Below are 23207 nucleotides of genomic sequence, written 5' to 3'. Positions count from 1 at the left end.
CCGGATCTTGAGGCACCTCTAACGCCTCGTTTCGAAAAGTATTTCTTTTTATGAAAGCACTAATAAGACTATCACTGAGCATCTGCACGCTGAGCTTTTTAGCCGGATGTGGTGAGAGTGTGAATCACGAGCAAATTCGTGAAAAAGGCTTCATTTATTGTGGCCAAGGCAATCCTAGTACCTTCAACCCTCAACTGGTTGATAGCGGAATTACAGCTGAATCGCTGAGCCCGCAAATCTTCGACACGCTGCTCACACTCGATCCTATGACTTATCGACCACAGCAGAATCTAGCAACAAGCTGGTCTGTCGATAAATCAGGTACTGAATACACTTTCAAACTGCGCCCTAACGTAGCGTTCCAGACCACAGACTGGTTTACGCCAACCCGTTCTATGAACGCGCAAGATGTGGTTTTTAGTTTCGAACGTATCATTGATAGTTCCAACCCCTTCCACTATGTGGGCGGTGGTCTATATCCATGGTTTGCGGGCATCGATTTCAAGAACTTGATTGTCGATATCACAGCAGTGGATGACTTAACGGTTAAATTCCAATTAAGTCGACCAGATAATTCCTTTCTAAATAACATCGCGACCAGTTACGCGGTGATCCACTCTAAGGAATACGCTAACCAACTCGTGGCTGCTGATGAGAAGAATGAAATCGACTCAAAGCCGGTTGGTACAGGTCCATTCTATCTGGATGAATATCAAATCAATGACTTGGTGCGTCTTAAAAAGAACAAGCATTACTGGAAAGGTGATGTGCAAATGGACCAAGTGGTTTTCGATACCTCACAACGCGGAACCGGCACCCTCGCTAAGTTGCTGCGCAACGAATGTGATGTGTTGAACTCGCCGATTTCTAGCCAGATCCCAATCATTCAAGCACATGAAGAGCTGCAGATATCCGCGACACCAGCGGTGAATGTCTCTTTCATCGCCCTTAATACAGAGCACCCAGCCCTACGCGACTCTCGCGTACGTAAAGCGCTGAACTTGGCTATCAACCGCCAGAATATTCTTGATTCGGTGTACTACGGTACAGGTACCAAGGCTTATACACTGCTGCCTCCGACATCTTGGGCTCATCAGAAAGACAACGTTCAAGTGCGTTATGACCGAAACTATGCGATAGCCCTTCTCAAAGAAGCTGGCGTAGAGCCGGGATTAGAGCTTTCAATGTGGGTGCCGCTAGAGCCAAGAGCTTACAACCCAAGTCCGCGTAAAACGGCGGAACTTATCCAAGCTAATTTAGCGGACATCGGCATCGAATTGAAACTTTACACTGACGATCGATTCGACCGTACACAACTGTCTTCAATCGCCTCAACAGATCTACTACTAACTGGCTGGATAGGTAATACCGGCGACCCTGATAACTTCTTGCGCCCCCTACTCTCATGTAGCTCTGAGCGCGCAGGACTAAATGTATCGATGTGGTGTAATTCAGACTTTGATTTTCTTCTGGATTTAGCCTTAGAGATCAACCAACAAAGGCACCGTGTCAACTTGTATCGCCAAGCCCAAAACATTCTCAACGAGGAGGTACCTGTGATCCCTCTGGCTCACGGAGTGCAGTTCCGCGTACATGATCGTTCTTTAACTGGCTTCAAACAGAGCCCGTTCAATGCCCAACCTTTTGATCAAGTCAGAAGAGAGGTGCACTGATGTTTTGGTATACATTAAGACGTATTAATCTGTTCGTTATCACGCTTGCGATCCTGACGATGGTCGGCTTTTCGTTGCTGCGACTCGATCAAACCTCACCGTGGGCGATTCAAGATTTCTGGCCCGGTTGGATCAGCTATATCACAGAGCTATCAACACTAAACTTTGGCTTAAGCAAGCACGGTACACCAATCATCGATGAGCTTGTGGTCGTTTTCCCAGCGACATTAGAGCTGTGTTTCTTTGCCTTTGTATTAGCGCTCTTAATTGGTATCCCTTTTGGGACTATCGCGGGCATGAGACAAGGTAAATTTGTCGACACCACTATCTCGTTTACCTCGATGGCAGGTTACTCTGCACCTATATTCTGGGTCGCACTATTGATGATCATGGTCTTCTCACTGCATTTTGAGATGTTCCCTGTTGGCGGTCGATACGACCTCCTTTACGAGATTGAACACGTGACTGGCTTTGCGATCATCGATGCTTTTTTTGCTGAAGGTCGCTACCGCGCACACGCTTTGCAAAGTGTCATCGAGCACATGGCGCTGCCGTGTCTTGTTTTAGCATTGGCACCGACGACTCAGGTTATCCGTTTAATGCGAGCATCTGTGGCTGAAGTGATGACGCAAAACTACATTCGCGCGGCACGTATTAAAGGTCTTTCAACAAGAGAGATCGTGACTCAGCACGTATTGCGCAATGCGATTCCACCGATTATTCCTAAGGTCGGTGTTCAACTTTCAAGTATGTTAACGCTTGCGATCATTACGGAATCTATCTTTAACTGGCCTGGCATTGGTCGTTGGTTATTGGACGCTTTATCGAATCAAGATTACGTTTCAATTCAAGCGGGTGTAATTGTGGTGGCAACTCTGGTTTTGACTGCAAATATACTGTCTGATCTGTTAGGCGCTATGGTCAACCCACTGGTAAGGAAGGAATGGTATGCTAACAAATAACGTCTACCAGGAAGAACAGATCCCTACCCAGTTTGAGCGCTTCTGGCGTAGCTTCCGCTCTAACAATCTTGCGATGTTTGGCTTGTGGTGTTTGATACTTATCATTCTGGTGACGATCACTTCTCCGTGGTTAGCGCCCCATGATGCGCAAGAGCAAACGGGCCATCTATTAACACCGCCATCTTGGGATCCAGCAGGCACTGTTGAATACTTCTTAGGTACCGATGATTTAGGTCGTGATATTCTTTCTCGCTTGATAATTGGCTCCCAGCTTACTTTTGGCGCTGCGGTCGTGATTACCTTTATCGCTGCGGTTATCGGCTGTCTCATTGGCGTACTTGCCGGTATGACGCGTGGTTTGCTATCAAGCACCCTAAACCACCTGCTTGATACAGTAATGTCGATTCCGTCTCTGCTACTGGCTATCATCTTTGTGGCCTTCCTTGGCTTTGGCGAGTTCAATATCTTGCTAGCCTTGTGTTTGGCATTGATTCCACGCTTTATTCGCTCGGTCTACATCGCCGTGCATGCAGAGGTTGAGAAAGACTATATCCTGGCTTCTCGCCTTGATGGCGCGAACGACTTCTATCTGCTGTGGAACTCTATTCTTCCGAATATTCTTACTGTAGTGGCTCTAGAAATTACACTGGCGTTATCAGTCGCAATTCTTGATATCACAGCCCTAGGCTTCCTTGGTCTTGGCGCTCAGGCACCAAGTACCGAATGGGGGTCTATCCTCGGTGACTCAGTGGAACTGATTTATCTCGCACCATGGACAGTAACCCTACCCGGTCTAGCCATTATGTTTACAGTGATTGTGATTAACCTCGTCGGTGAAGGTGTTCGCCAAGAGCTAAATGCAGGAATCGAATAATGCCGTTACTTGATATTCGACATCTAACCATTGAAATTGAGACCCCTCAAGGGATGGTTAAAGCGGTAGATCGAATGAGTATTACCCTCAATGAAGGGGAAATTCGTGGTTTAGTAGGTGAATCAGGCTCTGGTAAAAGCTTGGTTGCTAAAGCGATCGTTGGTGTTTGTAAAGAAAACTGGAAGGTATCTGCTGACCGTATGCGACTGGGGAACGTTGACCTGCTTCAACTGACACCAAAAGAACGCAGACGTGTGATTGCTCGTGACATCGCGATGATCTTCCAAGAGCCTTCTACGTGTCTTGACCCTTCTGAAAAAGTAGGCAATCAACTCATTGAAGCGATCCCTTCACACGCCTTTGAAGGTCGATGGTGGCAACGATTTAAGTGGCGCAAGAAGCAAGCTATTGCCCTTTTGCACAAAGTCGGCATCAAAGATCACTCTCGCCTAATGGACAGTTACTCATATGAGCTTACTGATGGTGAGTGTCAAAAGGTGATGATCGCAATGGCGATCGCAGCCAAGCCGAAAGTGTTGATCGCTGATGAGCCAACCAACGACTTAGACCCGATTACCCAATCCCAGATCTTGCGTTTATTGAGCCGAATGAATCAGATCAATAACACAACGATCATTCTGATCGGCCATGACTTAACCACCATCACTCAATGGGCAACTCGAATTACCGTTATGTACTGTGGTCAGTCGGTTGAATCTGCGGATACGCAAAAGCTATTGGATGCACCAAAGCACCCATACACAGTAGCTCTATTGAAAGCGATGCCAGACTTTAACGACTGGATCCCACACAAAGAGAAGCTTCAGTCGCTGCCAGGGTCGATCCCTCCACTACAGCATCTTCCTATTGGTTGTCGATTGGGCCCTCGTTGCCCATATGCGCAAAGACAGTGTGTGGAAATCCCACATACCAAACGAATCAAAAACCATAAGTTTAACTGTCATTTCCCTCTGAATATGGAGAAGAAAAAGAAATCATGAGTGCATTATTAGAAGTCAGTGAATTATCTAAAGACTTTACGACTCGCTCTGGTCTTTTCCGTAAGAAGATTCATCAAGCGGTTAAGCCGGTAAGCTTTACTCTTGAAGCGGGCCAAACGATCGGCTTTATTGGTCAGAACGGCTCTGGGAAATCGACATTAGCAAGAATGCTAGCAGGCATGGTAGAACCGACTGCGGGTGAGATTCGTGTAAACGGCGAAAAGCTAGAGCATAAAGACTATTCGACGCGCTGTAAGTTGATTCGCATGATCTTCCAAGATCCCAACACATCGCTTAATCCGCGTATTCAGATTGGCCGTATCCTGGAAGGTCCACTGAAGCGAAACACCAACATGCCGCCAGAAGCCCGTATGCGCCGTGTAAAGGACACACTATTACGTGTAGGTCTACTACCAGAACATGCTTACTTCTACCCTCAGATGCTTGCTGCGGGCCAGAAGCAAAGAGTTTGTCTCGCTCGAGCCTTGATACTTCAGCCATCAATCATTGTCGCTGACGAAGCTCTGAATGGTCTTGATATGGCAATGCGTTCTCAGATAATCAATCTGTTCTTGGAACTGCAGGAAGAGATGGGCGTGTCATTCGTTTACGTATCTCAGCATCTCGGTATTGTTAAGCACATCACTGACAAGATCATCGTGATGCACGAAGGTGATGTGGTTGAGAGTGGGGATACCGATGAAGTGCTGACCAACCCAACTCACCAAATCACTCAAAGACTGGTTGAGAGCCATTTCTCCAAAGCACCAAACCACTAAGTTGCTACAAGGCTATATTCGGTAAGAGGGAAAGTATGTTAAGAACCGCTTCACTGCTTCCCCTTTTGCTTGCTGCTGTTTCTTTTAATGCCGTAAGTACACCACTCACTTGGTTAGACAAGTCGTTTGTCGAAACGGCCTTCTACAACGTCGCACTGCAACACGAATATTCCTCAGGTAATAAACCACTCGCCAAGTGGCAACAACCGATAAAAATTTGGATTGACCATCGTGTCGGCGATAAAGAGCTTCATCAAGAGCTCACAGAACTTCATATCAAACACTTATCTGAAGTTACCCAGCATCCGATAACAATCGTCAGTAAAGAGTCCGAAGCGAACGTTAAGTGGATATACACGAGGCAGAGTCAGTGGTTGTCTGAGGCGAAATCAGTACTCAAGCTCAAATCAACTCAGCATTTAAATAGCGCCATCTGTACGGCGGGTTATCGAACCAATTCTCAAGGTGAGATTGTTTACGCTGGGATTGTAATTCCCGTAGATCAGGCAAGATCTCGAGGCAAGCTCGTCGCCTGTATCGTGGAAGAGATCACACAGGTTCTAGGCCTGCCGAATGATTCAGACAAAGCCTACCCTTCTATTTTCAACGACCACACGCCAGAAGACTTATTATCGCCGTTAGATGTAGTGCTACTGCAACTATTGTATGAACCAGAACTAAAAGCTGGAATGACAAAATCTGAAGTAAAACCTATCGTTCGAAAGATACTCAGGAGATACAGCAAAACAGGTGTGCTTCAACAAGCTTCTAAAACCGCACAGCAAGCACCCTTGTATCAATTGATTGGATATTGACGAATATAAGTTGGAAGCGACTTAGATGGGATAGTTGAATGATAGCGCTACCTAAGAAAGGCAGCGCTGACTTACGATGTTACTGTATGACGAAAGAACTAGCGCTTAGCAGCCTGTTTCTTCAGCTCGAAGTCGAATTCATCAGGGAACAGGATAACGCCTTCTTCTTGCTCATTAGGGAATACAACCACAGCAAGTTCGTCGTCTTCTAGGCCATTTGTCCAGCGGCTGTGCCATTTGTTTAATGAGATAGACTCAGCCTTACACTCAGCCCAGTCACCTGTCGCCCATGACTCAGCAAACTCTTGGTTTGGCCATACAGGTACGCAATCTTCGTCTTCTGTGTTTAGCATTACACAACCGTGCTCATCGGTTAAGATCCATACTTCACGGTTTGCTACGATTTCTTTCACACAGTACTTTAGGCGTTGCTCACCCGTATACTTATTGATTTCTGCGATTCTTTTATCGTCTAGCTGTGTAGTCATCTTAATTTCCTACTTTAGTCAGTAACTTTACGCTTAAAGTTATTTTATGCAGAGTGCTTTTAACTGCAAATATTATCGATGAAGAAAAGTGCTCACTTCAAAGAAAAACGCCTGCTAAATTTAGCAGGCGTTTATTATTAAGTGACTTGATTAAACAAGCTCACCTTGTAGCCAAGGCCAGCCTTGCTTCTTACGGCTCAATGTGTTTTCCATCATTAGCATGCCGTCTTTTTCGTGCTTAACCAATTTCTCAGCCCATTCACCTTTGTAAAGAAGGCGAGTTTGAGCAGTAGTGATGTCAGTTAGCATTACAGCTGCGAATGCTAGACCGTCTTTCTCACAACGCTCTTCAAGATCCGCTTCAAGCGCTTCGATCATGCCGTCAACTTGCTCAAGAGTCGCAAGCTCAACTTGACCAACAACGACATCGCGGCCATTGAATGGGTAGCCTTTAAGGTCTTTTTCTACTAGTTGTGCAGCAGATAGGCCTTCGATGTTTGTTTTAGCGATTAGAAGTGCTTTGATGAACGCATCAACGTCTTCTACGCCAGCGATTTCAGCAAGTTCAGCAACCGCGTCTTTGTCTTTTTGAGTACAAGTTGGAGATGCGAAACCAACAGTGTCTGAAAGGATTGCAGACATCATTAGCTTAGCGATTTGTTGAGAGATAGCGTGACCTTCAATCTTGAACATGTTGAAAAGTACTGTGTTTGTACAACCAACAGGCCAGATCCAAGCTTCCATAGGGTTTACTGTCATCACGTCGCCTAGACGGTGGTGATCGACAATACCTAGGATCTCTGCATCAGCAACATCATCTGGTGCTTGTGCTAGATCTGAGTAGTCTACTAGCCAGATTTTCTCACCAGCAACAGAAGTACGAAGTTCTGGCATGTCTGCACCAGCAACTTCAAGAATGTGTTGAGTTTCGCGGTTGATCTCGCCTTGGCGAATTGGTGTCGCTTCCTCGCCACGAGCTTTAAGAAGCTCAGTTGCAACTAACGCACTACAAATACTGTCACTATCAGGGTTTTTGTGACCAACAACTAAAATCATGTTTCTTCCTATTACACTAACAATTACGACTCTACCTATAGAGCCTCTCTTTATTAGGCATACTTTACCCTATTTTTTTAGATTGGTCATGTTTCGTCGGTTTCTACCACATCCAGAATAGATAAAAAAACAAAGATGCAATTGATAATTATTATCATTCGTATATATTAATCCTAAGACATCTATTTTGAGTAACACCTATGGACCGACTAATCTCTTTATTACCAAGCAGTCGCGCTTCGAAAACAACTCAGTTTTCACTCTCATTCAAGCGCCTACTGTTACCTATTTCATTAGCAGCTTTGGTCGCGGCACCTGCAACGCGTGAATTGACCGTAACCACATTATCGGACGCCTTCTGGGCGGTATCTTGTTATGTCGCTTTAACCCTAGCGGTCTACCACTGGTTGAGCCTTTACATCAACAAAGACAACGTATTCAGCAAGCTGGTTCATCAGTCTCGTTCTAACCAAGTTGTGTTTGCCGCCTTAATGGGCGCCTTACCCGGCTGTGGTGGCGCAATCGTAGTAACCACTCAGTTTATTTCAGGTAAGCTCGGGTTTGGCGCTGTCGTCGCCGTGCTCGTATCCACTATGGGTGATGCTGCCTTTCTACTCATCGCCAGCGAACCAAAAACGGGATTAGCTATGATGGCGATGGGGGTCATTGTCGGTACTGCGTCAGGCCGAATCATTAACCTATTCCATGCCGATGATTTCTTACGTCCAAAACAAGCTAAGACAAATGTATCTGCCGCTAACTGTTCGTCTCAATCTCAGACCAAAGAAGCGGTGTCTAAAAAAGCGATTAACCTACAAGGCTACCTTTGGTCGGTTCTAATTATTCCTGGAGCAGCGGTTGCCCTACTTGGCTCTTTTCAAGTTGATGTCAACGAACTGCTCGCCTTACCCGAGATGTCTATGGAATGGGTCGGCGCTATTCTGTTGATTAGCTCAATGTTTCTTTGGGGGCTAACTCGCGAGATTGAAGATTACAAATCGGCGGTAAGTGAAGATGAAAAGTGTGTCGGCTCTCACCCACTGCAAAAGACCGCTCAGGACACAAACTTTGTTACCGCTTGGGTGGTGGTTGCCTTTTTGTTCTTTGAGTTTGGTTCTGTGATAGCAAATGTTGATTTTGCGACGCTATTCTCAAGCTGGGGAATTATGCTCCCCCTGGCTGGAGTCCTGATGGGTTTGCTACCGGGCTGTGGGCCACAATTATTGGTGACTAGCCTTTACCTTTCAGGTGCGCTTCCACTTTCAGCACAGATAGGTAATGCAATTTCAAATGATGGTGATGCCCTATTCCCTGCTATTGCAATGGCACCTAAAGCTGCATTAGTTGCTACGTTGTACTCTAGTGTGCCCGCATTAATCTGCGCATACGGATATTGGTTTATGTTCGAGGTTTAGATCTCACAGCTCGATAGGTCTCTATTTAGGTCGGTACTTGGTATCGACCTTTTTGCTTTCTAACCCTTTGTCACTCTAATCACTACCCTCCACCGCTCTTATTTGTAAACGCCCTCTAACCTATACAGTTACTAGCTCCACCCTCAATACGCTTCTAAACGCGCTACACCGTTGCTTTACCGTAAATACAAGGCTCAGTAGATTAAATACAAAAAGCCCCTGTAAGAGTGCTTACAGGGGCTTTAATTCAAGCTTTAATCTTAGCTTTTAAGCGAGATGCTTAAGAAACTTCGATTGGGCCACCGAATGAAGTTACTGGAGGCAGTTTGCCTTGGAACTTCTCGAAGTCTACCAAACATGTGTTTGCTGACGTCGCCTGAGCTAGCTCAGAAGTACCGATGTCTTGAGTCAGTGTGTTTGGATCGCCGTATGTATCTAGCGCGCCCACTTTCTCGTTGATCGGACCGTACCAAGCGCCTTCTTCGATACGTACAACACCAGGAGCGTAGCTATCCATTAGAACAGCACCTGCTAGTAGTTGACCACGGTCGTTGAACACACGTACTACGTCACCGTCTTTGATGCCTTTCTTCTTAGCATCAACTGGGTTGATGTAGATTGGCTCACGGCCTTGTACCGCGTAAGTCGCACGCCACTCTTCAGATTCACACATCTGAGAGTGAAGACGCTTGTCTGGGTGACAAGATTGTAGCCAGTACGGGTGTTTGTCAGAGCCTGGACCACCGTGTGAGCGTTCAGATTTCTCGAACCACATTGGGTGTTCCTGACAGTGCTCGTAACCCATGTTGCCAACAGTACGGCTTGTGATTTCGATGAAACCAGAAGGTGTACCTAGAGCATTGATCTCTGGATCTTCACGGAATGAAGCGTGACGAGTCCATGGCTTACCTTTACCGAAGTCTAGGAAACCTTTTTCCCAGAACTCAGCGAACTCAGGCATTTCGAAGCTGCCTTCATTTGCTGCGCGACATTCGTCGTACAGAGATTTAACCCACTGCATTTCGTCCATACCACGCGTGTAATCGTCGTAACGACCCCAACGTTTAGTTAGGCTAGACATGATCTCGAAGTCAGTCTTAGACTGGAACAGAGGATCCACTAGTTTATGCATCGCGATCAAACCACGGCCAGAGTATGCGCCGTAACCATCGATATCGTTACGCTCCCACTGAGTACATGCAGGAAGCACGATGTCAGAGTGACGACAAGTTGCAGTCCAAGCAAAATCAACAGCAACTACAGTTTGTAGGCTCTTGAATGCTTTACGCATCTTGTTGCGATCTTGGTGGTGGTGCCACGGGTTGTTACCACTGAATACCATCATCTTGATATCAGGCAGTGTTACCGTTGCGCCATTCGCTTTGATCTTCTTACCAGGCTCTAGCAAGCTATCAACCCAACGAGCAACTGGGATTACGCGGCTGTAACCGTTGTAATCTGTGTTTGTGTACTTAGGTTTCTGACCTTGGTCGATGTTCAGCGGGAAAGAACCCGGAGCAGCGAAACCAGTTGAAGATACACCGATACCAGAGTAGTGGTGACCGTAAGAGATACCACCGCCAGGTAGACCAATTTGACCAACCATTGCTGCGATAACTGCACACATCCAGTAAGGCTGCTCACCGTGTTGTTGACGCTGGATACTCCAACCAACAAGAATTTGTGTACGACCGTTAACCAGCATCTTAGCGAAGTCACGGATAGAATCCGCGCTAGCGCCACAGATAGCAGAAGCCCACTCTGGAGTCTTCTCAACTTTATCTTTCGTTTCACCTTGAACGTACTTGATGAAGTCTTCAAAACCTAGACAGTAAGTTTCGATGAACTTCTTGTCGTATAGGCCTTCGTTGTAAAGAACGTGAGCAACGCCAAGCATGAACGCCACGTCAGTTTGTGGGTTGATGTAGAACTGCTCGTTTTCTAGGTAACGACCTGTTTTGTTCTTAACAGGGTCAACAGAAACAACGTTGATTTCTTTCTTAGCAACTTTTTCTTTCAGCTGTTCTAGGTATGCGAACGACTCGTGAGTCTCACATGTCCAACCTACTTGAAGGTTTTTAACTGGATCGTTCCCCCAAAGAACAATGTTGTCACTGTTTTCTAGGATAAGTTCCCAAGATGTACCTTGTGCATAAACTTCAGTAGAACCTAGTACGTAAGGCATGATCGTTTGACCAGCACCTGTCGAGTAGTCACCGATTTTCTTCACAGAGTATCCGTGAAGCGCCATTGCACGTTGCATGTGGTTAGTACAGCTGTGGAACTGACCAGTTTGTCTCCAACCAGTTTGACCTGTGTGAAGTGCCCATGGACCGTAATCTTTCTGTACGCGCTCTAGTTCGCGGTAAACAAGGTCTAGTGCCTCATCCCAAGTCACACGAATGAAGCGGTTGTTACCACGCGTGTCTGCGCTGTATTTATGCTTCTTAAACCAATCTAGGCGAACCATTGGGTAACGCACACGAGATGGGCTGTAGATAATACCCTTGATACCTTTCAGCATTTCAGTTGGGTGCTGATCGATTTCTAGAGGTTTAATTTCTTGTACTTTACCCGCGTAAACGCGAGCTCGGAATGCACCCCAGTGAGAACCAGAGACTTTCCATGTGCCGTCTGTTTCTGCAGCAGATGCTGAAGCCGACGCCAATAAGCTTGGACCGATAACCGATGCCGCACTCGTCGTTGCGACACCTTTCAGAAAACTTCTTCTTGTAATTGCCATTGTGTTACTCCAATTGACGTCTTATTAGTGATGGCCTTCAGAAAAATCTGATGAGTGCTTCTGTAGATACTTAAGAACCAATGCTTCTGTATCTGTATCGAAGTTAACGAATGCAATCATACCATCTAGCATGCCTACCCAACCGTTAGCACTGAAGTGCGCTTCATCTGGTTGTGAGTGACAAGTTGAACAGTTAGATTGGTACGCTTGACCAGCTGCGTTCCAGATTGGATCGAAGTTATCAACCATAGACTCTTTCTTCATCCAAAGTGCTAGGTTAACTTCTTCCCATGGAAGGCCAGTTAGCTCATCTTCTTTCTTCTCGCCAACAGTGATTACGTCACTTTGAGATACTTCTTTCGTCAAGATCGCCGTTGAGATGTTCATACCGAAGTCTTCTTGGATTACACGTCCGAAGCCTTTCGCTTTACGCCAACCGTCGATTTGAATCTTGATCATGTCGCCTTTCTCATCGATCACAGCAACTTTACTTGCAGGGCTTAGTAGACCCGCTTCAACGGTTGCAGTCTCATCCGTGTACATTGGAAGGTGACGAATTGAAATCACGTCTGAACCGTTAGAGTAAGAAGTGCTGCTAGCAACTTGCTCAAGCTCACCAACGATACCACTAGCCGATTCCATATCTAATGGAAGGTTGTGAGCAATACCTTTGTGACAGTCAACACAGCTTTGATCACGCTCTGCAGCGTTCTTCATTTGAATACGCGCTGTTGGGCGCATGTTCTCGAAATCCATTGAATCGTAGTTGTGGCAGTTTTTACACTCTAGAGACTTGTTCGAAGAGAAACGGTCCCATTCGTGTTTAGCCAATTCAATACGACGAGCTTCGAATTTCTCTGGCGTGTCTAGATCACCAAATACTTGAGCGAATACTTCTTTAGATGCTTGCATCTTACGAGCGATTTTTGCTGTCCATTCATGTGGAACGTGACAGTCAGGACAAGTAGCACGTACACCAGATGTGTTTTTCCAGTGAACCGTTTCTTGTAGCTCTACGTACACGTTGTCACGCATGGTGTGACAGCTTACACAGAACTCTTCTGTATTTGTGTGTTCTAGCGCTGTATTGAAACCGCCCCAGAAAATAACACCGGCGATAAAGCCACCCATAGTTAGTACACCCAAACTGATGTGTACTGCTGGGCGTGTCATAGTGCGCCATAATTTAACTAAAAATGATTTCATGTTTAGCTCTCTTAAATATTGATTTTAAAAATTGTTGTTACTAGAGGGCATTACATGCCGCCGTGAGCACCAGGAGGTCCGAATACAAACACTTGTAATGCCCAAACTAGGAAGCCGTAACCACCTACAAAAGCAACACTTAATATTGGAAAGAGAACCACTGCAATGAAGAGGAAAGATTTCCACTCCAGCGAGCGTTTTTCGCCAGTTTCAATTTTGTTAACATCACTCATACATTTTGCCTATTTTGTATTTAGTAATTTCGAGTAGCCCATTCTAGGGGGCTAAAGTTCTTGAGTATCTAACAACAAATTTTAAACCATACGCAAAGTAGGGTTCAATGAAATCTCCCGTTATAACCCTTGCTAATCAATACTTTTTTGAGCTCATCCAGAGTTGTTTTCAGTTAAAGAAACATATTAAAAAGTATTAACAAATGTGAAGAATTAAGTATATTTCAAAGATGTTAAAAACCAACACCTTTGCAACTACATTGTAACTGTTTTTAACGTTTTACCTACTAAGTAGTAGCTAAAAATGCCTTAAACGACCAATAATTTGTACTCGCATTGTTAATTTATTGAGTACTTTTTGAATTCAGTGTTGAAGAGCTGAAATGCATCATTTGGCACTTTCAGATATGATGTGTATCCAATTAAAAGGAAGCACTATGCAAGACGTTATAGACATATCTTGGTGGCAGTTGCTGTTTTTTAGCTCACTTCTTATCCTGCCCATTGCAATTAATCACAAGCTGAAATTAGGTCTGGGTAAAGAGGCCACTATTAGCATTGTTCGCATGGCTGTTCAGCTATTTCTAGTTGGTGTTTACTTGGAGTACCTGTTCACTTTGAATAGCTTATGGGTCAACTTATTGTGGTTGTTCGCCATGATAATAGTGGGTGCGAGCTCAATTGTTGAAAAGTCCAAACTGCCCCGAAAGCTACTGCTAGCCCCAGTAGCCGTTAGCCTTGCAGTGACCTGTGTACCTATTGTTCTATTCATCTGCTTTTTCATTATTAAACCGACGCCGCTATTTAATGCGCAGTACCTTATTCCCATTGCGGGGATGTTATTAGGCAATAGCTTAAGCAGTAATATCGTGGCACTGCAGAACTTGTTTGGTGCTTTTGAAACCCAAAGGTCAGAATATGAAGCAGCAATCGTCCTAGGAGCCGCACCAAGCTACGCTGCTGCACCTTTTGTACGTACAGCGATCCAGAAAGCGATGTCTCCGATTATGGCGTCTATGGCTACGACCGGCTTAGTAACGCTACCAGGAATGATGACAGGACAAATTCTTGGAGGGGCTTCGCCAATGATCGCAATTAAATATCAATTGATGATCATGTTGGCTATTTTCGTGATGATGAGCTGCTCTTTGGCCCTCGCATTACACCTATCTTTAAAGACATCACTTACTAAAGAGGGGCGAGTTCTCGTTCAAATCCAACCTTCGAAATAACCTCTCACCTCTTTTGAGATCTGGTTACTCACTGAATTTGAGACAGGTTATCCACAGAATCTGTGGATAACCAAATCAATATAGATCCTTTTTTGTCCACTTCGCCCTTTCAAAAGATCATTCACATTGATCTTTGCTTACTTTCAACGACATATGCACATGTGCCGATCATTGTTGTTGAGTCTTTTCTTATTAATTGAGGGCATGAACGACATGGTTTTCCACAAATAAAAAACGGCCTGCAATGCAGACCGTCTTTTTAATGTCATAAGTAAGTTGAGTGTTTAAGTGAGCTTCATCAACGCTCAGGCTACTCACTGATAATTAGTGGCGCTATGTCTTAGTCACGCAGGTAGATTAACCAGTACCACATGCCGACAAAGATACCACCGCCGATGATGTTACCTAAAGTCACAGGCAATAGATTATTCATCAGAAAGTCGATCATGTTTAAGTCGACATAATCGGCAGGGTTAGCACCTGTCATGGTCCAGAACTCAGCAGGAGCAAATGTCTTAATACCGATAGCAAGCGGAACTTGGAACATGTTTGCAATACAGTGCTCAAAGCCTGCTGATACAAACATCGCCACTGGCAGGATCATCACTGCGATCTTATCAGTGAGTGTGCGTCCGCTGAATGTCATCCATACCGCTATACACACCAGCACATTACACATGATGCCAAGCGCGACCGCTTGAATGAAATCATGGTGCATTTTGTGTTGAGAAATCGCCATCGCGTTTAAGCCAACCTGACCATGATCAAACATGTATTGCTTCGTCAGTAGCATACAAGCCACCAGCAATAACGCACCAATCAGGTTTCCAATGTAAACCGTCGCCCAGTTTTTCACTAAAGTGTGCCAAGTGATTTTGCCACTTGCACGAGCCACCAAGGTTAGTACCGAACTGGTAAACAGTTCACCGCCAGTAACTACAACAAGAATTAAGCCCAAGCTAAATGCTAGGCCGCCCAACAAGCGAGTAATACCCCATGGCAGATCGCCAGCACCAGTCGTTACGATGGTGTAGAACACAAACGCAATACCGATATGGATACCAGCAGAAATCGCTAGAAGAAAAGATTTGATTGGATCTTTGGTTGCTTTACCTACGCCAATATCTGCAGCGCGCTCAGCCATTTGTGGCGGTAATAATGAGTCAAATTGGTTTAGATTCATGATGATTTACATTTTGAAACATGTCGTCGGGAGCGCGATAATCCTCTCTTTCATTTCTGAATTCAAGAGCTATTTTAAGCCTTAATTATCCTCACCAACCAAGAACACGCCAAACCTGGAATGATATTGAAATTTCATACGACTTTAGTAGTAAAAAGAAAAGTCTGGTGAATGAAATTTTATCAATGATAAAAACAACACATCTATAAATATCAACAAGTTACGTTAAAACCTAAGAAATGGCGTACACTAAAACCGTGTTTTTAAGACTTTTATTTCTAGATTTTGACATAGATCAACAGAACGTAAAAAAGCGCCCTCAGGCGCTTTTAACTCAATCACAGTTCAAGAGATTCGTTGTCTTAAACCGACGGTTCAATCACTTCTTCAGACACAGATTCTAAAGCAGCATCCGTAAGGTCTGGTTCTGGGCTAGGGAGTGCTAGATCAGGATCGCTTTCGTTAGCAACTTTACCACCAAGCGTCTTCAGGCTGTCCACTAGTTCTTCTAAGCTCTTAATATGTGCATCACTCTTGGTTATCTGTTCGTCGAGAAGTTGACTACGTTTTGTTACTTCTGACAACTGCTGCGCCTGCTGCTGGTTTGCGTTTTCTAATGTCGCAACTTGTTCAGTTAGAGACTCGATTTCAGATTTCAGCAAAGCTGTCATGTCTGAGCTTTTAAGCGCTTTAATGCTAGCAACAATTTTTTGAGACTGAAGACGTAGCACAACGTCACGGTAATCTTCATCATTGATCACTTGTGAAATGCTTAATAGCTGATTTTCAGCATTCAACACCGATTGCTCGAACTTGTCCCCTTTTACGCTCGCAAGTACTTTAACTTCATGAGCGACACTTCGTACGTGGTCTAACTCAAACTCCGCAGCCTTAACAGCATCTTCAATAATAGACTTTTCACGAGGGCTCGCTTTGACCTGATTCTCAGCTAACGCGATTTGTGCAGAGGCCTTAGCAAAGGTCAACGGCACAACGTCATCAAAATCTTCATCTTCTAAATACTCTAATTCGTCTTTTAACGGTTCGATGTATTTCTTATGTGCGACTTTCACTTCCAACAGCCGAGCATTGTTGAGGAATTCAACTTGAGCTTCTTGAGCGTCTTCTAGCTCATCAACTAATACATACTCAAATAGTTCACTGTATTCCGAATACAAACGCTTATAACTCGAAGCAAACATGGTGTCAGCACCAAGGTATTTTAGGTAATCCATTTGCACGATCGAATCAGCGAGTACTCTATCCGCTTTTTTCTTAAGCACTAGGATTGCGTCATAGTTTGATTTGATTAGTGCGATTTTCTCGTCGAAGGCTTCAGCGTAAGTTAAGCTCGAAAAAATAGAATAACTTTTAGTCAGACGCGTTTCGTCTTTTAGTAAATCGGCATAAATACTTTCAGCGTCTTCCCATGCGTCTAGCAACTCATTGTAATTCTCTGGAGCATAGAGAGACAATTGAGCATGACTTTCAAGCTTGGATTGCCACTCTGCGTAAACAACCTGTACTGAATGAAAAGAACGGACCTCTGCTGCAGATTCATTGTTGTTATTTGTGGTTTGATTTGCGTCTGTCTGCTCTGAGGGTGTGCTTTGACAACCTGAGATTGCAAATAGCATGCTAAGAACTAATGCTACTTTGTTTGCTCTCACTGATGCATTTCCTTTTTTGTACAATATTAGCTGAATGCAATATATTTCTAGTCCAACAATATATTACAACCATTTAGCAATAAACATCATTCGCCATTTAAGTGGGCACAAATCACTCAATCCAACCAAAATAACTTCACCATGCGACGATTAATCATTCAATTTGGTATCAGTTATCAAATCTATTTATTTGCTGTTGCTTGAGCCGAGAATGCGCACTAAGGTGAAGGTAGAGAACGTTATGAATTTATAGGTTAATTATGAAGTACAACGCTGAACATATTGCTGATTTAAACCTCCTTCTTCAATTTGATGTAAGTAGCGCTGCTACCGGCATTAAAGTTCATCAAGAGGCTAGCCAAGAGACTCAAGACGCCGTTAAGCGCCTATTCGAAAAAAACCTTTGTACTCAACCAGACGGTGGTTACCTAACCGATGAAGGTATTGAGATGGCAGAGCGTGCAGACAAGCTACTTCGCGTACTTAAATAAAGCGCTACTGTTATAGTAAAAACTCCACTCGCTTCGGCCGTGGAGTTTTTTCATTTTTGGCCAAAGGTTTGTTAGGCTTATTAAATCCCTAGCTTGTCGTTGTGAGGAAAAGATGGCTTCTATATTTATTGTTGGTGCTGGATGGGTAGGCGCACCTTTATCTGAACACCTAGAAAGACATGGCAATCGCGTCGTCGTCACTAAAACGACCCAAGCAGGTGCAGACACGCTCAGTAGTAAACGTATTCCCTGCGAAGTATTCAGCTTTGACTCGTCAAACCCTGATCAAACCGTGGGACAACTCTACTCTTTACTGCTCGAAAACAACTCCGAGATAGTAATTGGTAGCTTCCCTCCCGGCTTTAGAAAAGGCGCAGGAAAAGAGTATGCCGACTATTGGCAGTTACTTATTAGCGCTTGTCAAAAAGCCAATATTAAAAAGCTCATCATGGTCAGTTCAACGACGGTATACCCAACTAAACCGGGCATTCTTTATGAAGATGACGCATCACTTGCGCTTGCACTCGCTGACAGCGATCAGGCTAACTCATTTTCCGATAACGCACGAATCATGCTTCAAGCTGAACAATCGGTAATAGATTCTGATATCGATTACACCATCCTTCGTTTTAGTGGATTGATTGGCCCAAATCGTCACCCATCAAGATTTGCTAGTAAACTAAAGCAAGTGAGCAACCAAGCCCCAGCGAATATGCTGCACCTTGATGATGCGATTGGTGCGGTTGATTTTGCAATCAGTCACCTGCATAACGAAGTCGCGAATGTAACAACGCCAAACACAGTAAGCAAAGCGGAGTTCTATGCTGCGGCCTTAAAGAGCGCGAATAGTAACGAGCCACTTCCACCTATTGTTAATGACCCAGACAAACTGATCTCTTCAAAAAAGATTCTCGACTTAGGTTATTCGTTTAAGTTTGAATCCACATTGGACGCTCTTCATGACTAAACAACCATTAAATAAGCTGCACCGTTCGATCGATACGCTTTGGAATTTCATGTCTATGGGTCATAAAGTTGAGCCTTCAGACTGTATTTTTGTGTTATGCAGCAACGATACAAGAGTCGCGGAATATGCGGCCGAGCTTTATCACCAAAAAATAGCGCCCTACATCGTTTTTTCCGGTGGTGTTGGACGCTTCACTGAAGGCAATTTTGACCGTTCAGAGGCCGAAACCTTTGCGGCGATTGCGCGAGACAGTGGTGTACCGGAATCTGACATTATCATTGAAAAACAGGCGACTAATACTGGTGAAAATGTCCGCTTCACATTCGAATTGCTTACTGAGTGTGGCTTATCCCCGAAAAAACTGACCTTAGTGCAGAAGCCTTTTATGGAGAAACGAACCTACGCCACCTTCAGTAAACAATGGCCTGAAGAGACAACGGAAATAACCGTAACCTCCAAATGGCAGGACTGGGTCGATTACTTTAATGAAGAGTTGCCATTAGATATGGTGTTAGGCGCATTGGTGGCGGATTTTGAACGCATCAAATCGTACCCCGCTAAAGGTTTTCAGATTGAAATGCCTATCCCAGAGGAAGTGGATCACGCCTATCAAGCGATTAAGAAACTCGGCTTTGAATAGATAGCGATAACCAATAAAAACAAAAACGGTGGCACTGAGCCACCGTTTTATTATTCCATTACTTTGTATTTCAGTTATCACCGAAATATTGAAAAACGCTTATTTACCTAGCGCTTCTTTGTAGTGAAGGCGACATACAGACACGTATTTATCGTTGCCACCAATTGCTACTTGATCACCTTCCGCGATCGCGACACCGTGCTCATCGGTACGGATTACCATGTTTGCTTTGCGGCCACAGTGACAGATGGTTTTCAGTTCCACCAGCTTATCAGCCCAAGACAGTAGATACTTACTGCCTTCAAACAGCTCACCAAGGAAGTCTGTTCTTAGCCCGTAACAAAGCACAGGGATATGCAGTTTATCAACCACTTCTGTTAGCTGATATACCTGCTCTTTCGACAAGAACTGACACTCATCGATAAGTACACAGTGACGCTTTTCTTGCTCGTTCAGCTCGTTAATCGCTTCAAAAAGATTCGTGTCACTCTTAAAAAGCTGTGCTTCAGATTGAAGACCAATTCGAGAGCTCACTTTACCAATACCGTAGCGATCATCGAGTGCTGCCGTAAAGATCACCGGCGTCATGCCACGTTCTTGGTAGTTAAATGAAGATTGAAGAAGCGTTGTTGATTTACCCGCATTCATTGCCGAGTAGTAAAAATACATCTGAGCCACAGAAATATTCCTGTCTAATAAAGTTGAATATAGAAAAGGTGAAATTCGAGAATTTTTGCTAGAAAAAAGGGCTGAAAATCAGCCCTTTTTTATAAGATTACTTACGACGCCAAGTCGTACCTTCTGGGCCGTCTTCCAGAACGATGCCTAACTCGTTTAACTTATCACGAGCAAGATCGGCATTTGCCCAATCTTTTGAAGCACGAGAGTCGTTACGCAGTTTGATCAGAGCTTCGATTTCAGCCACTTCGTCATCATTACCCGCTGCATCACCTTGTAGGAATGCTTCTGGATCTTGGTGAAGAATACCGATGATGTCCGCTAGTTCACGCATCAACGCACCAAGTCCACTCGCCTTTTCAATGCTTTCTGTCTTGATACGGTTGATTTCACGAGCCATTTCAAACAGCACTGAGTATGCTTCTGGCGTATTGAAGTCATCGTTCATTGCTGTAGAGAAACGAGTTACGTACTCTTCACCACCAGCAGGTGCAGCAGTAAGGTCTAGGCCACGAAGTGACGTGTATAGACGCTCTAGCGATGCGCGAGCTTGGTTTAGGTTGTCTTCACTGTAGTTCAGTTGGCTACGGTAGTGACCAGACATTAGGAAGTAACGCACTGTTTCAGCATCGTAGTGTGCTAGCACATCACGGATAGTGAAGAAGTTACCTAGTGACTTAGACATTTTTTCTCTGTCTACCATCACCATGCCACTGTGCATCCATGTGTTTACATAGTCAGTACCATGTGCACAGCAAGATTGCGCGATTTCGTTCTCGTGGTGTGGGAATTGTAGATCTGAGCCGCCACCGTGGATATCGAAGTGGTTACCCAGAATAGACGAGTTCATTGCTGAACATTCAATGTGCCAGCCTGGACGACCAGGACCCCATGGGGATTCCCATGTTGGTTCACCTGGCTTAGACATCTTCCAAACAACGAAATCTAGCGGGCTACGTTTTGCAGACTCTACGTCAACACGAGCGCCAGCTTGAAGCTGATCGAGGTCTTGCTTGGAAAGCTTGCCGTATTCTTCGAACTTCTTAACTTCGAACATTACGTCGCCGTTGCTTGCAACATAAGCAAAACCACGTTCAATCAGCTTTTCTACAAGCTCAATGATTTCAGTAATGAATTCCGTTGCACGAGGCTCAACGTCTGGACGCTTCATGTTCAACGCATCGAAGTCTGCATGCATTTCACCAATTAGGCGCTCAGTCAGAGAATCGCAAGACTCACCGTTTTCGTTCGCACGCTTAATGATTTTGTCGTCGATGTCTGTGATGTTACGAACGAACGTTAGGTCGTAACCTAAGTAACGCAGGTAGCGAGTCACAACGTCGAAAGAAACGAACGTACGGCCATGACCAATATGACAGAGATCGTATATGGTTACCCCACAGACATACATGCCGACTTTGCCAGCTGTAATTGGTTTGAATTCCTCTTTCTGTCTTGTGAGCGTGTTATATATCTTTAGCATGATCTCTAACTATTTTATGGATTAATCAAAATAAGCCCGCAGTATAACAAGTCATACCTTAATAGGTAATACCTTTCACCACCAAATCGGCTAAACTCCTTGTTATCTATTGACGATTTCGTATTTTGAAACTCAATCAAACTAGGCTAGAATCGCCTTTCATATTAAAAATACAGTAAGGTAACAATCATGATCATCCTTCACACAAATTTTGGTGACATCAAAGTTCAACTAAACGAAGAAAAAGCACCAGAAACAAGCGCAAACTTCCTACAGTATTGCCGTGACGGTTTCTACGACAACACACTATTCCACCGTGTTATCGATGGTTTCATGATTCAAGGCGGCGGTATGACTTCTGGCCTTAAAGAAAAAGCGACTCGCGCAACTATCAAGAACGAAGCAAATAACGGCCTAGCGAACAAAGTTGGTACGCTAGCTATGGCTCGTACTATGGAACCACATTCAGCGAGCTCTCAGTTCTTCATCAACGTAAACGACAACTCTTTCCTTAACTTCCGTAGCGAAAGCCTAGACGGTTGGGGTTACTGTGTATTCGCAGAAGTTGTAGAAGGCATGGACGTAGTAAACAAGATCAAAGGTGTTAGCACTGGTTCTATGGGTATGCACCAAGACGTACCACTAGAAGAAGTGATCATCACTGGTACAACAATCGAAGCTTAATTTAGCCTTCGATTCGTATTCAGCATTGATACATCAATAATTAGGACAAGGGAGCACTCGCTCCCTTTTTTTCAAACTGTATGAAAACATATTTTATCTCAGACCTGCACCTTGCTCCGTCACAACAAGACATCACGGACTGCTTCCTAACCTTCATGAAAAATGAAGCGGTAGAAGCCGATGCACTCTACGTGTTAGGCGACCTTTTCGAGTTCTGGATTGGTGACGACGACAAGAGTGAGTTCGCGACTTCTATTCGCCAAGCTTTTATCGATTTGGTGAAAACAGGCGTACCCTGTTACTTCACGCAAGGTAACCGTGACTTTTTGGTCGGTAAAAGATTTGCAAAACAGACTGGTGTGCAGCTTCTAGACGAAGTGACAACTATCGATATCTACGGACAAAAAGCCGTGGTACTGCATGGCGACACTCTATGTACTGAAGATGTCAAATACCTCGCCTTCCGTGAAAAAGTCCATCAACCTTGGCTACAGTGGATCTTCAACAGAATCCCATTCTTCATTAAAAAGAAGATCGTCTCTAAGGTTCAGTCAGATATTAAAGATGACAAACAGACCAAATCTTTGGACATCATGGACGTGACACAGCAAGAGGTCGAAAACGTGATGGCGAAAAATAATGTCGACCTTATGATCCACGGTCATACACATCGGCCGAACGTCCATACTTTTGATGCTAACAATTGCACTAAAACACGTATCGTACTTGGTGATTGGTATACACAAGGTTCCGTGCTGGTCTTTACTCCACAAAGTTTTGAACTACAGAATCGAGCGTTTAGCAACAGCTTTCAACAACAGTCTTAAACTTTCAGTTTGATTGTTATAGTGGGTCAGAGTTTCTTCGATTGTGTATGGTAATTTCTAGCAAATTAGCTATTATCTCTCTATCAGAAATAAACCGAACACAGTAC

22 protein-coding genes are annotated in these 23207 nt (G+C 44.4%); 13 read left to right on the top strand and 9 right to left on the bottom strand.

The annotated features are described in order from the left end of the window. Positions 1 to 50: 50 nt before the first annotated feature. Genes sapA through F0251_RS01515 form a run of 6 tightly spaced genes read left to right on the top strand, consistent with a single transcriptional unit; the run spans position 51 to position 6104 of the window. Positions 51 to 1673 (top strand): ABC transporter substrate-binding protein SapA, encoded by a 1623-nt coding sequence (gene sapA, locus F0251_RS01540; protein WP_004742060.1) that lies wholly within the window; start codon positions 51 to 53, stop codon positions 1671 to 1673. Continuing rightward, positions 1673 to 2635: an ABC transporter permease subunit gene (locus F0251_RS01535; RefSeq protein WP_061031741.1), complete on the top strand. Its 963-nt coding sequence runs from the start codon at positions 1673 to 1675 to the stop codon at positions 2633 to 2635. Before sapA ends, F0251_RS01535 begins: the two co-directional genes overlap by 1 nt. Further along, entirely contained in the window at positions 2622 to 3509 is an 888-nt protein-coding gene (locus F0251_RS01530; protein ID WP_171730163.1) for an ABC transporter permease subunit, read from the top strand. The genes F0251_RS01535 and F0251_RS01530 overlap by 14 nt, the downstream gene beginning before the upstream one ends. Next, complete coding sequence (locus F0251_RS01525; protein ID WP_061031743.1) at positions 3509 to 4510, top strand: oligopeptide/dipeptide ABC transporter ATP-binding protein; 1002 nt, start codon at positions 3509 to 3511, stop codon at positions 4508 to 4510. The genes F0251_RS01530 and F0251_RS01525 overlap by 1 nt, the downstream gene beginning before the upstream one ends. Next, a complete protein-coding gene (locus F0251_RS01520) occupies positions 4507 to 5289 on the top strand; it encodes an ATP-binding cassette domain-containing protein (RefSeq protein WP_008222635.1) in 783 nt (260 codons plus the stop codon). Before F0251_RS01525 ends, F0251_RS01520 begins: the two co-directional genes overlap by 4 nt. Positions 5290 to 5324: 35 nt before the next feature. After that, positions 5325 to 6104 (top strand): DUF2927 domain-containing protein, encoded by a 780-nt coding sequence (locus F0251_RS01515; RefSeq protein WP_171730162.1) that lies wholly within the window; start codon positions 5325 to 5327, stop codon positions 6102 to 6104. A 98-nt stretch (positions 6105 to 6202) separates the two neighbouring features. On the opposite strand, the gene F0251_RS01510 is transcribed toward F0251_RS01515, so the two are convergent. Together F0251_RS01510 and F0251_RS01505 are read right to left on the bottom strand one after the other, a co-directional pair. Beyond that, complete coding sequence (locus tag F0251_RS01510; protein ID WP_004742050.1) at positions 6203 to 6592, bottom strand: DUF2750 domain-containing protein; 390 nt, start codon at positions 6590 to 6592, stop codon at positions 6203 to 6205. Between the two features lie 150 nt (positions 6593 to 6742). Further along, positions 6743 to 7648: a manganese-dependent inorganic pyrophosphatase gene (locus tag F0251_RS01505; protein ID WP_061031745.1), complete on the bottom strand. Its 906-nt coding sequence runs from the start codon at positions 7646 to 7648 to the stop codon at positions 6743 to 6745. Between the two features lie 200 nt (positions 7649 to 7848). On the opposite strand from F0251_RS01505, the gene F0251_RS01500 reads away from it, so the two are divergent. Beyond that, positions 7849 to 9063 (top strand): putative manganese transporter, encoded by a 1215-nt coding sequence (locus tag F0251_RS01500; RefSeq protein ID WP_171730161.1) that lies wholly within the window; start codon positions 7849 to 7851, stop codon positions 9061 to 9063. Positions 9064 to 9343: 280 nt separating this feature from the next. Here F0251_RS01500 and torA read toward each other — a convergent pair whose 3' ends face one another. The 3 genes from torA to torE are packed head-to-tail and all read right to left on the bottom strand — an operon-like array spanning position 9344 to position 13245. After that, positions 9344 to 11806 carry a trimethylamine-N-oxide reductase TorA gene (gene torA, locus F0251_RS01495; RefSeq protein ID WP_116870293.1) on the bottom strand — a complete coding sequence of 821 codons (2463 nt, stop codon included), beginning with the start codon at positions 11804 to 11806 and terminating at the stop codon, positions 9344 to 9346. A 24-nt stretch (positions 11807 to 11830) separates the two neighbouring features. Further along, entirely contained in the window at positions 11831 to 13012 is a 1182-nt protein-coding gene (gene torC / locus F0251_RS01490; RefSeq protein WP_061031748.1) for a pentaheme c-type cytochrome TorC, read from the bottom strand. A 50-nt stretch (positions 13013 to 13062) separates the two neighbouring features. Further along, positions 13063 to 13245, bottom strand: coding sequence for a trimethylamine N-oxide reductase system protein TorE (torE, locus tag F0251_RS01485; protein WP_008222628.1), 183 nt, complete (start codon positions 13243 to 13245; stop codon positions 13063 to 13065). Between the two features lie 437 nt (positions 13246 to 13682). On the opposite strand from torE, the gene F0251_RS01480 reads away from it, so the two are divergent. After that, positions 13683 to 14477, top strand: a complete 795-nt coding sequence (locus F0251_RS01480; RefSeq protein ID WP_171730160.1) for an ABC transporter permease — start codon at positions 13683 to 13685, stop codon at positions 14475 to 14477. A 340-nt stretch (positions 14478 to 14817) separates the two neighbouring features. Here F0251_RS01480 and focA read toward each other — a convergent pair whose 3' ends face one another. After that, positions 14818 to 15660 (bottom strand): formate transporter FocA, encoded by an 843-nt coding sequence (gene focA, locus F0251_RS01475; RefSeq protein WP_008222626.1) that lies wholly within the window; start codon positions 15658 to 15660, stop codon positions 14818 to 14820. Between the two features lie 362 nt (positions 15661 to 16022). Beyond that, positions 16023 to 17330, bottom strand: coding sequence for an ATPase (locus F0251_RS01470; RefSeq protein ID WP_171730159.1), 1308 nt, complete (start codon positions 17328 to 17330; stop codon positions 16023 to 16025). Positions 17331 to 17590: 260 nt separating this feature from the next. Here F0251_RS01470 and F0251_RS01465 point away from each other — a divergent pair, with 260 nt between their 5' ends. From F0251_RS01465 to F0251_RS01455, 3 genes are all read left to right on the top strand, one after another. Further along, positions 17591 to 17821 (top strand): TIGR02647 family protein, encoded by a 231-nt coding sequence (locus F0251_RS01465; protein ID WP_008223560.1) that lies wholly within the window; start codon positions 17591 to 17593, stop codon positions 17819 to 17821. 112 nt (positions 17822 to 17933) lie between these two features. Further along, on the top strand, positions 17934 to 18788 hold the full coding sequence (locus tag F0251_RS01460; RefSeq protein ID WP_105059277.1) for an NAD(P)H-binding protein: 855 nt from the start codon (positions 17934 to 17936) through the stop codon (positions 18786 to 18788). After that, entirely contained in the window at positions 18781 to 19428 is a 648-nt protein-coding gene (locus F0251_RS01455; protein WP_171730158.1) for a YdcF family protein, read from the top strand. Before F0251_RS01460 ends, F0251_RS01455 begins: the two co-directional genes overlap by 8 nt. A 99-nt stretch (positions 19429 to 19527) precedes the next feature. On the opposite strand, the gene F0251_RS01450 is transcribed toward F0251_RS01455, so the two are convergent. Both F0251_RS01450 and cysS read right to left on the bottom strand, forming a co-directional pair. Then, positions 19528 to 20106, bottom strand: a complete 579-nt coding sequence (locus F0251_RS01450) for a thymidine kinase (RefSeq protein WP_008223554.1) — start codon at positions 20104 to 20106, stop codon at positions 19528 to 19530. Between the two features lie 97 nt (positions 20107 to 20203). Next, positions 20204 to 21589, bottom strand: a complete 1386-nt coding sequence (gene cysS, locus F0251_RS01445; protein ID WP_105059276.1) for a cysteine--tRNA ligase — start codon at positions 21587 to 21589, stop codon at positions 20204 to 20206. Between the two features lie 189 nt (positions 21590 to 21778). On the opposite strand from cysS, the gene F0251_RS01440 reads away from it, so the two are divergent. Both F0251_RS01440 and lpxH read left to right on the top strand, forming a co-directional pair. Beyond that, the gene (locus F0251_RS01440) at positions 21779 to 22273 is read left to right on the top strand and encodes a peptidylprolyl isomerase (RefSeq protein ID WP_004742032.1); all 495 of its coding nucleotides are present in this window, start codon (positions 21779 to 21781) and stop codon (positions 22271 to 22273) included. 80 nt (positions 22274 to 22353) lie between these two features. Further along, entirely contained in the window at positions 22354 to 23100 is a 747-nt protein-coding gene (gene lpxH, locus F0251_RS01435; RefSeq protein WP_171730157.1) for a UDP-2,3-diacylglucosamine diphosphatase, read from the top strand. Positions 23101 to 23207: the final 107 nt, after the last annotated feature.

Source organism: Vibrio sp. 070316B (assembly GCF_013114115.1).
In the GTDB taxonomy this organism is placed as follows: domain Bacteria; phylum Pseudomonadota; class Gammaproteobacteria; order Enterobacterales; family Vibrionaceae; genus Vibrio; species Vibrio chagasii_B.
The sequence above is the reverse complement of the archived record's forward strand: the minus strand, read 5'-3'. Positions and strand labels throughout refer to the sequence as shown.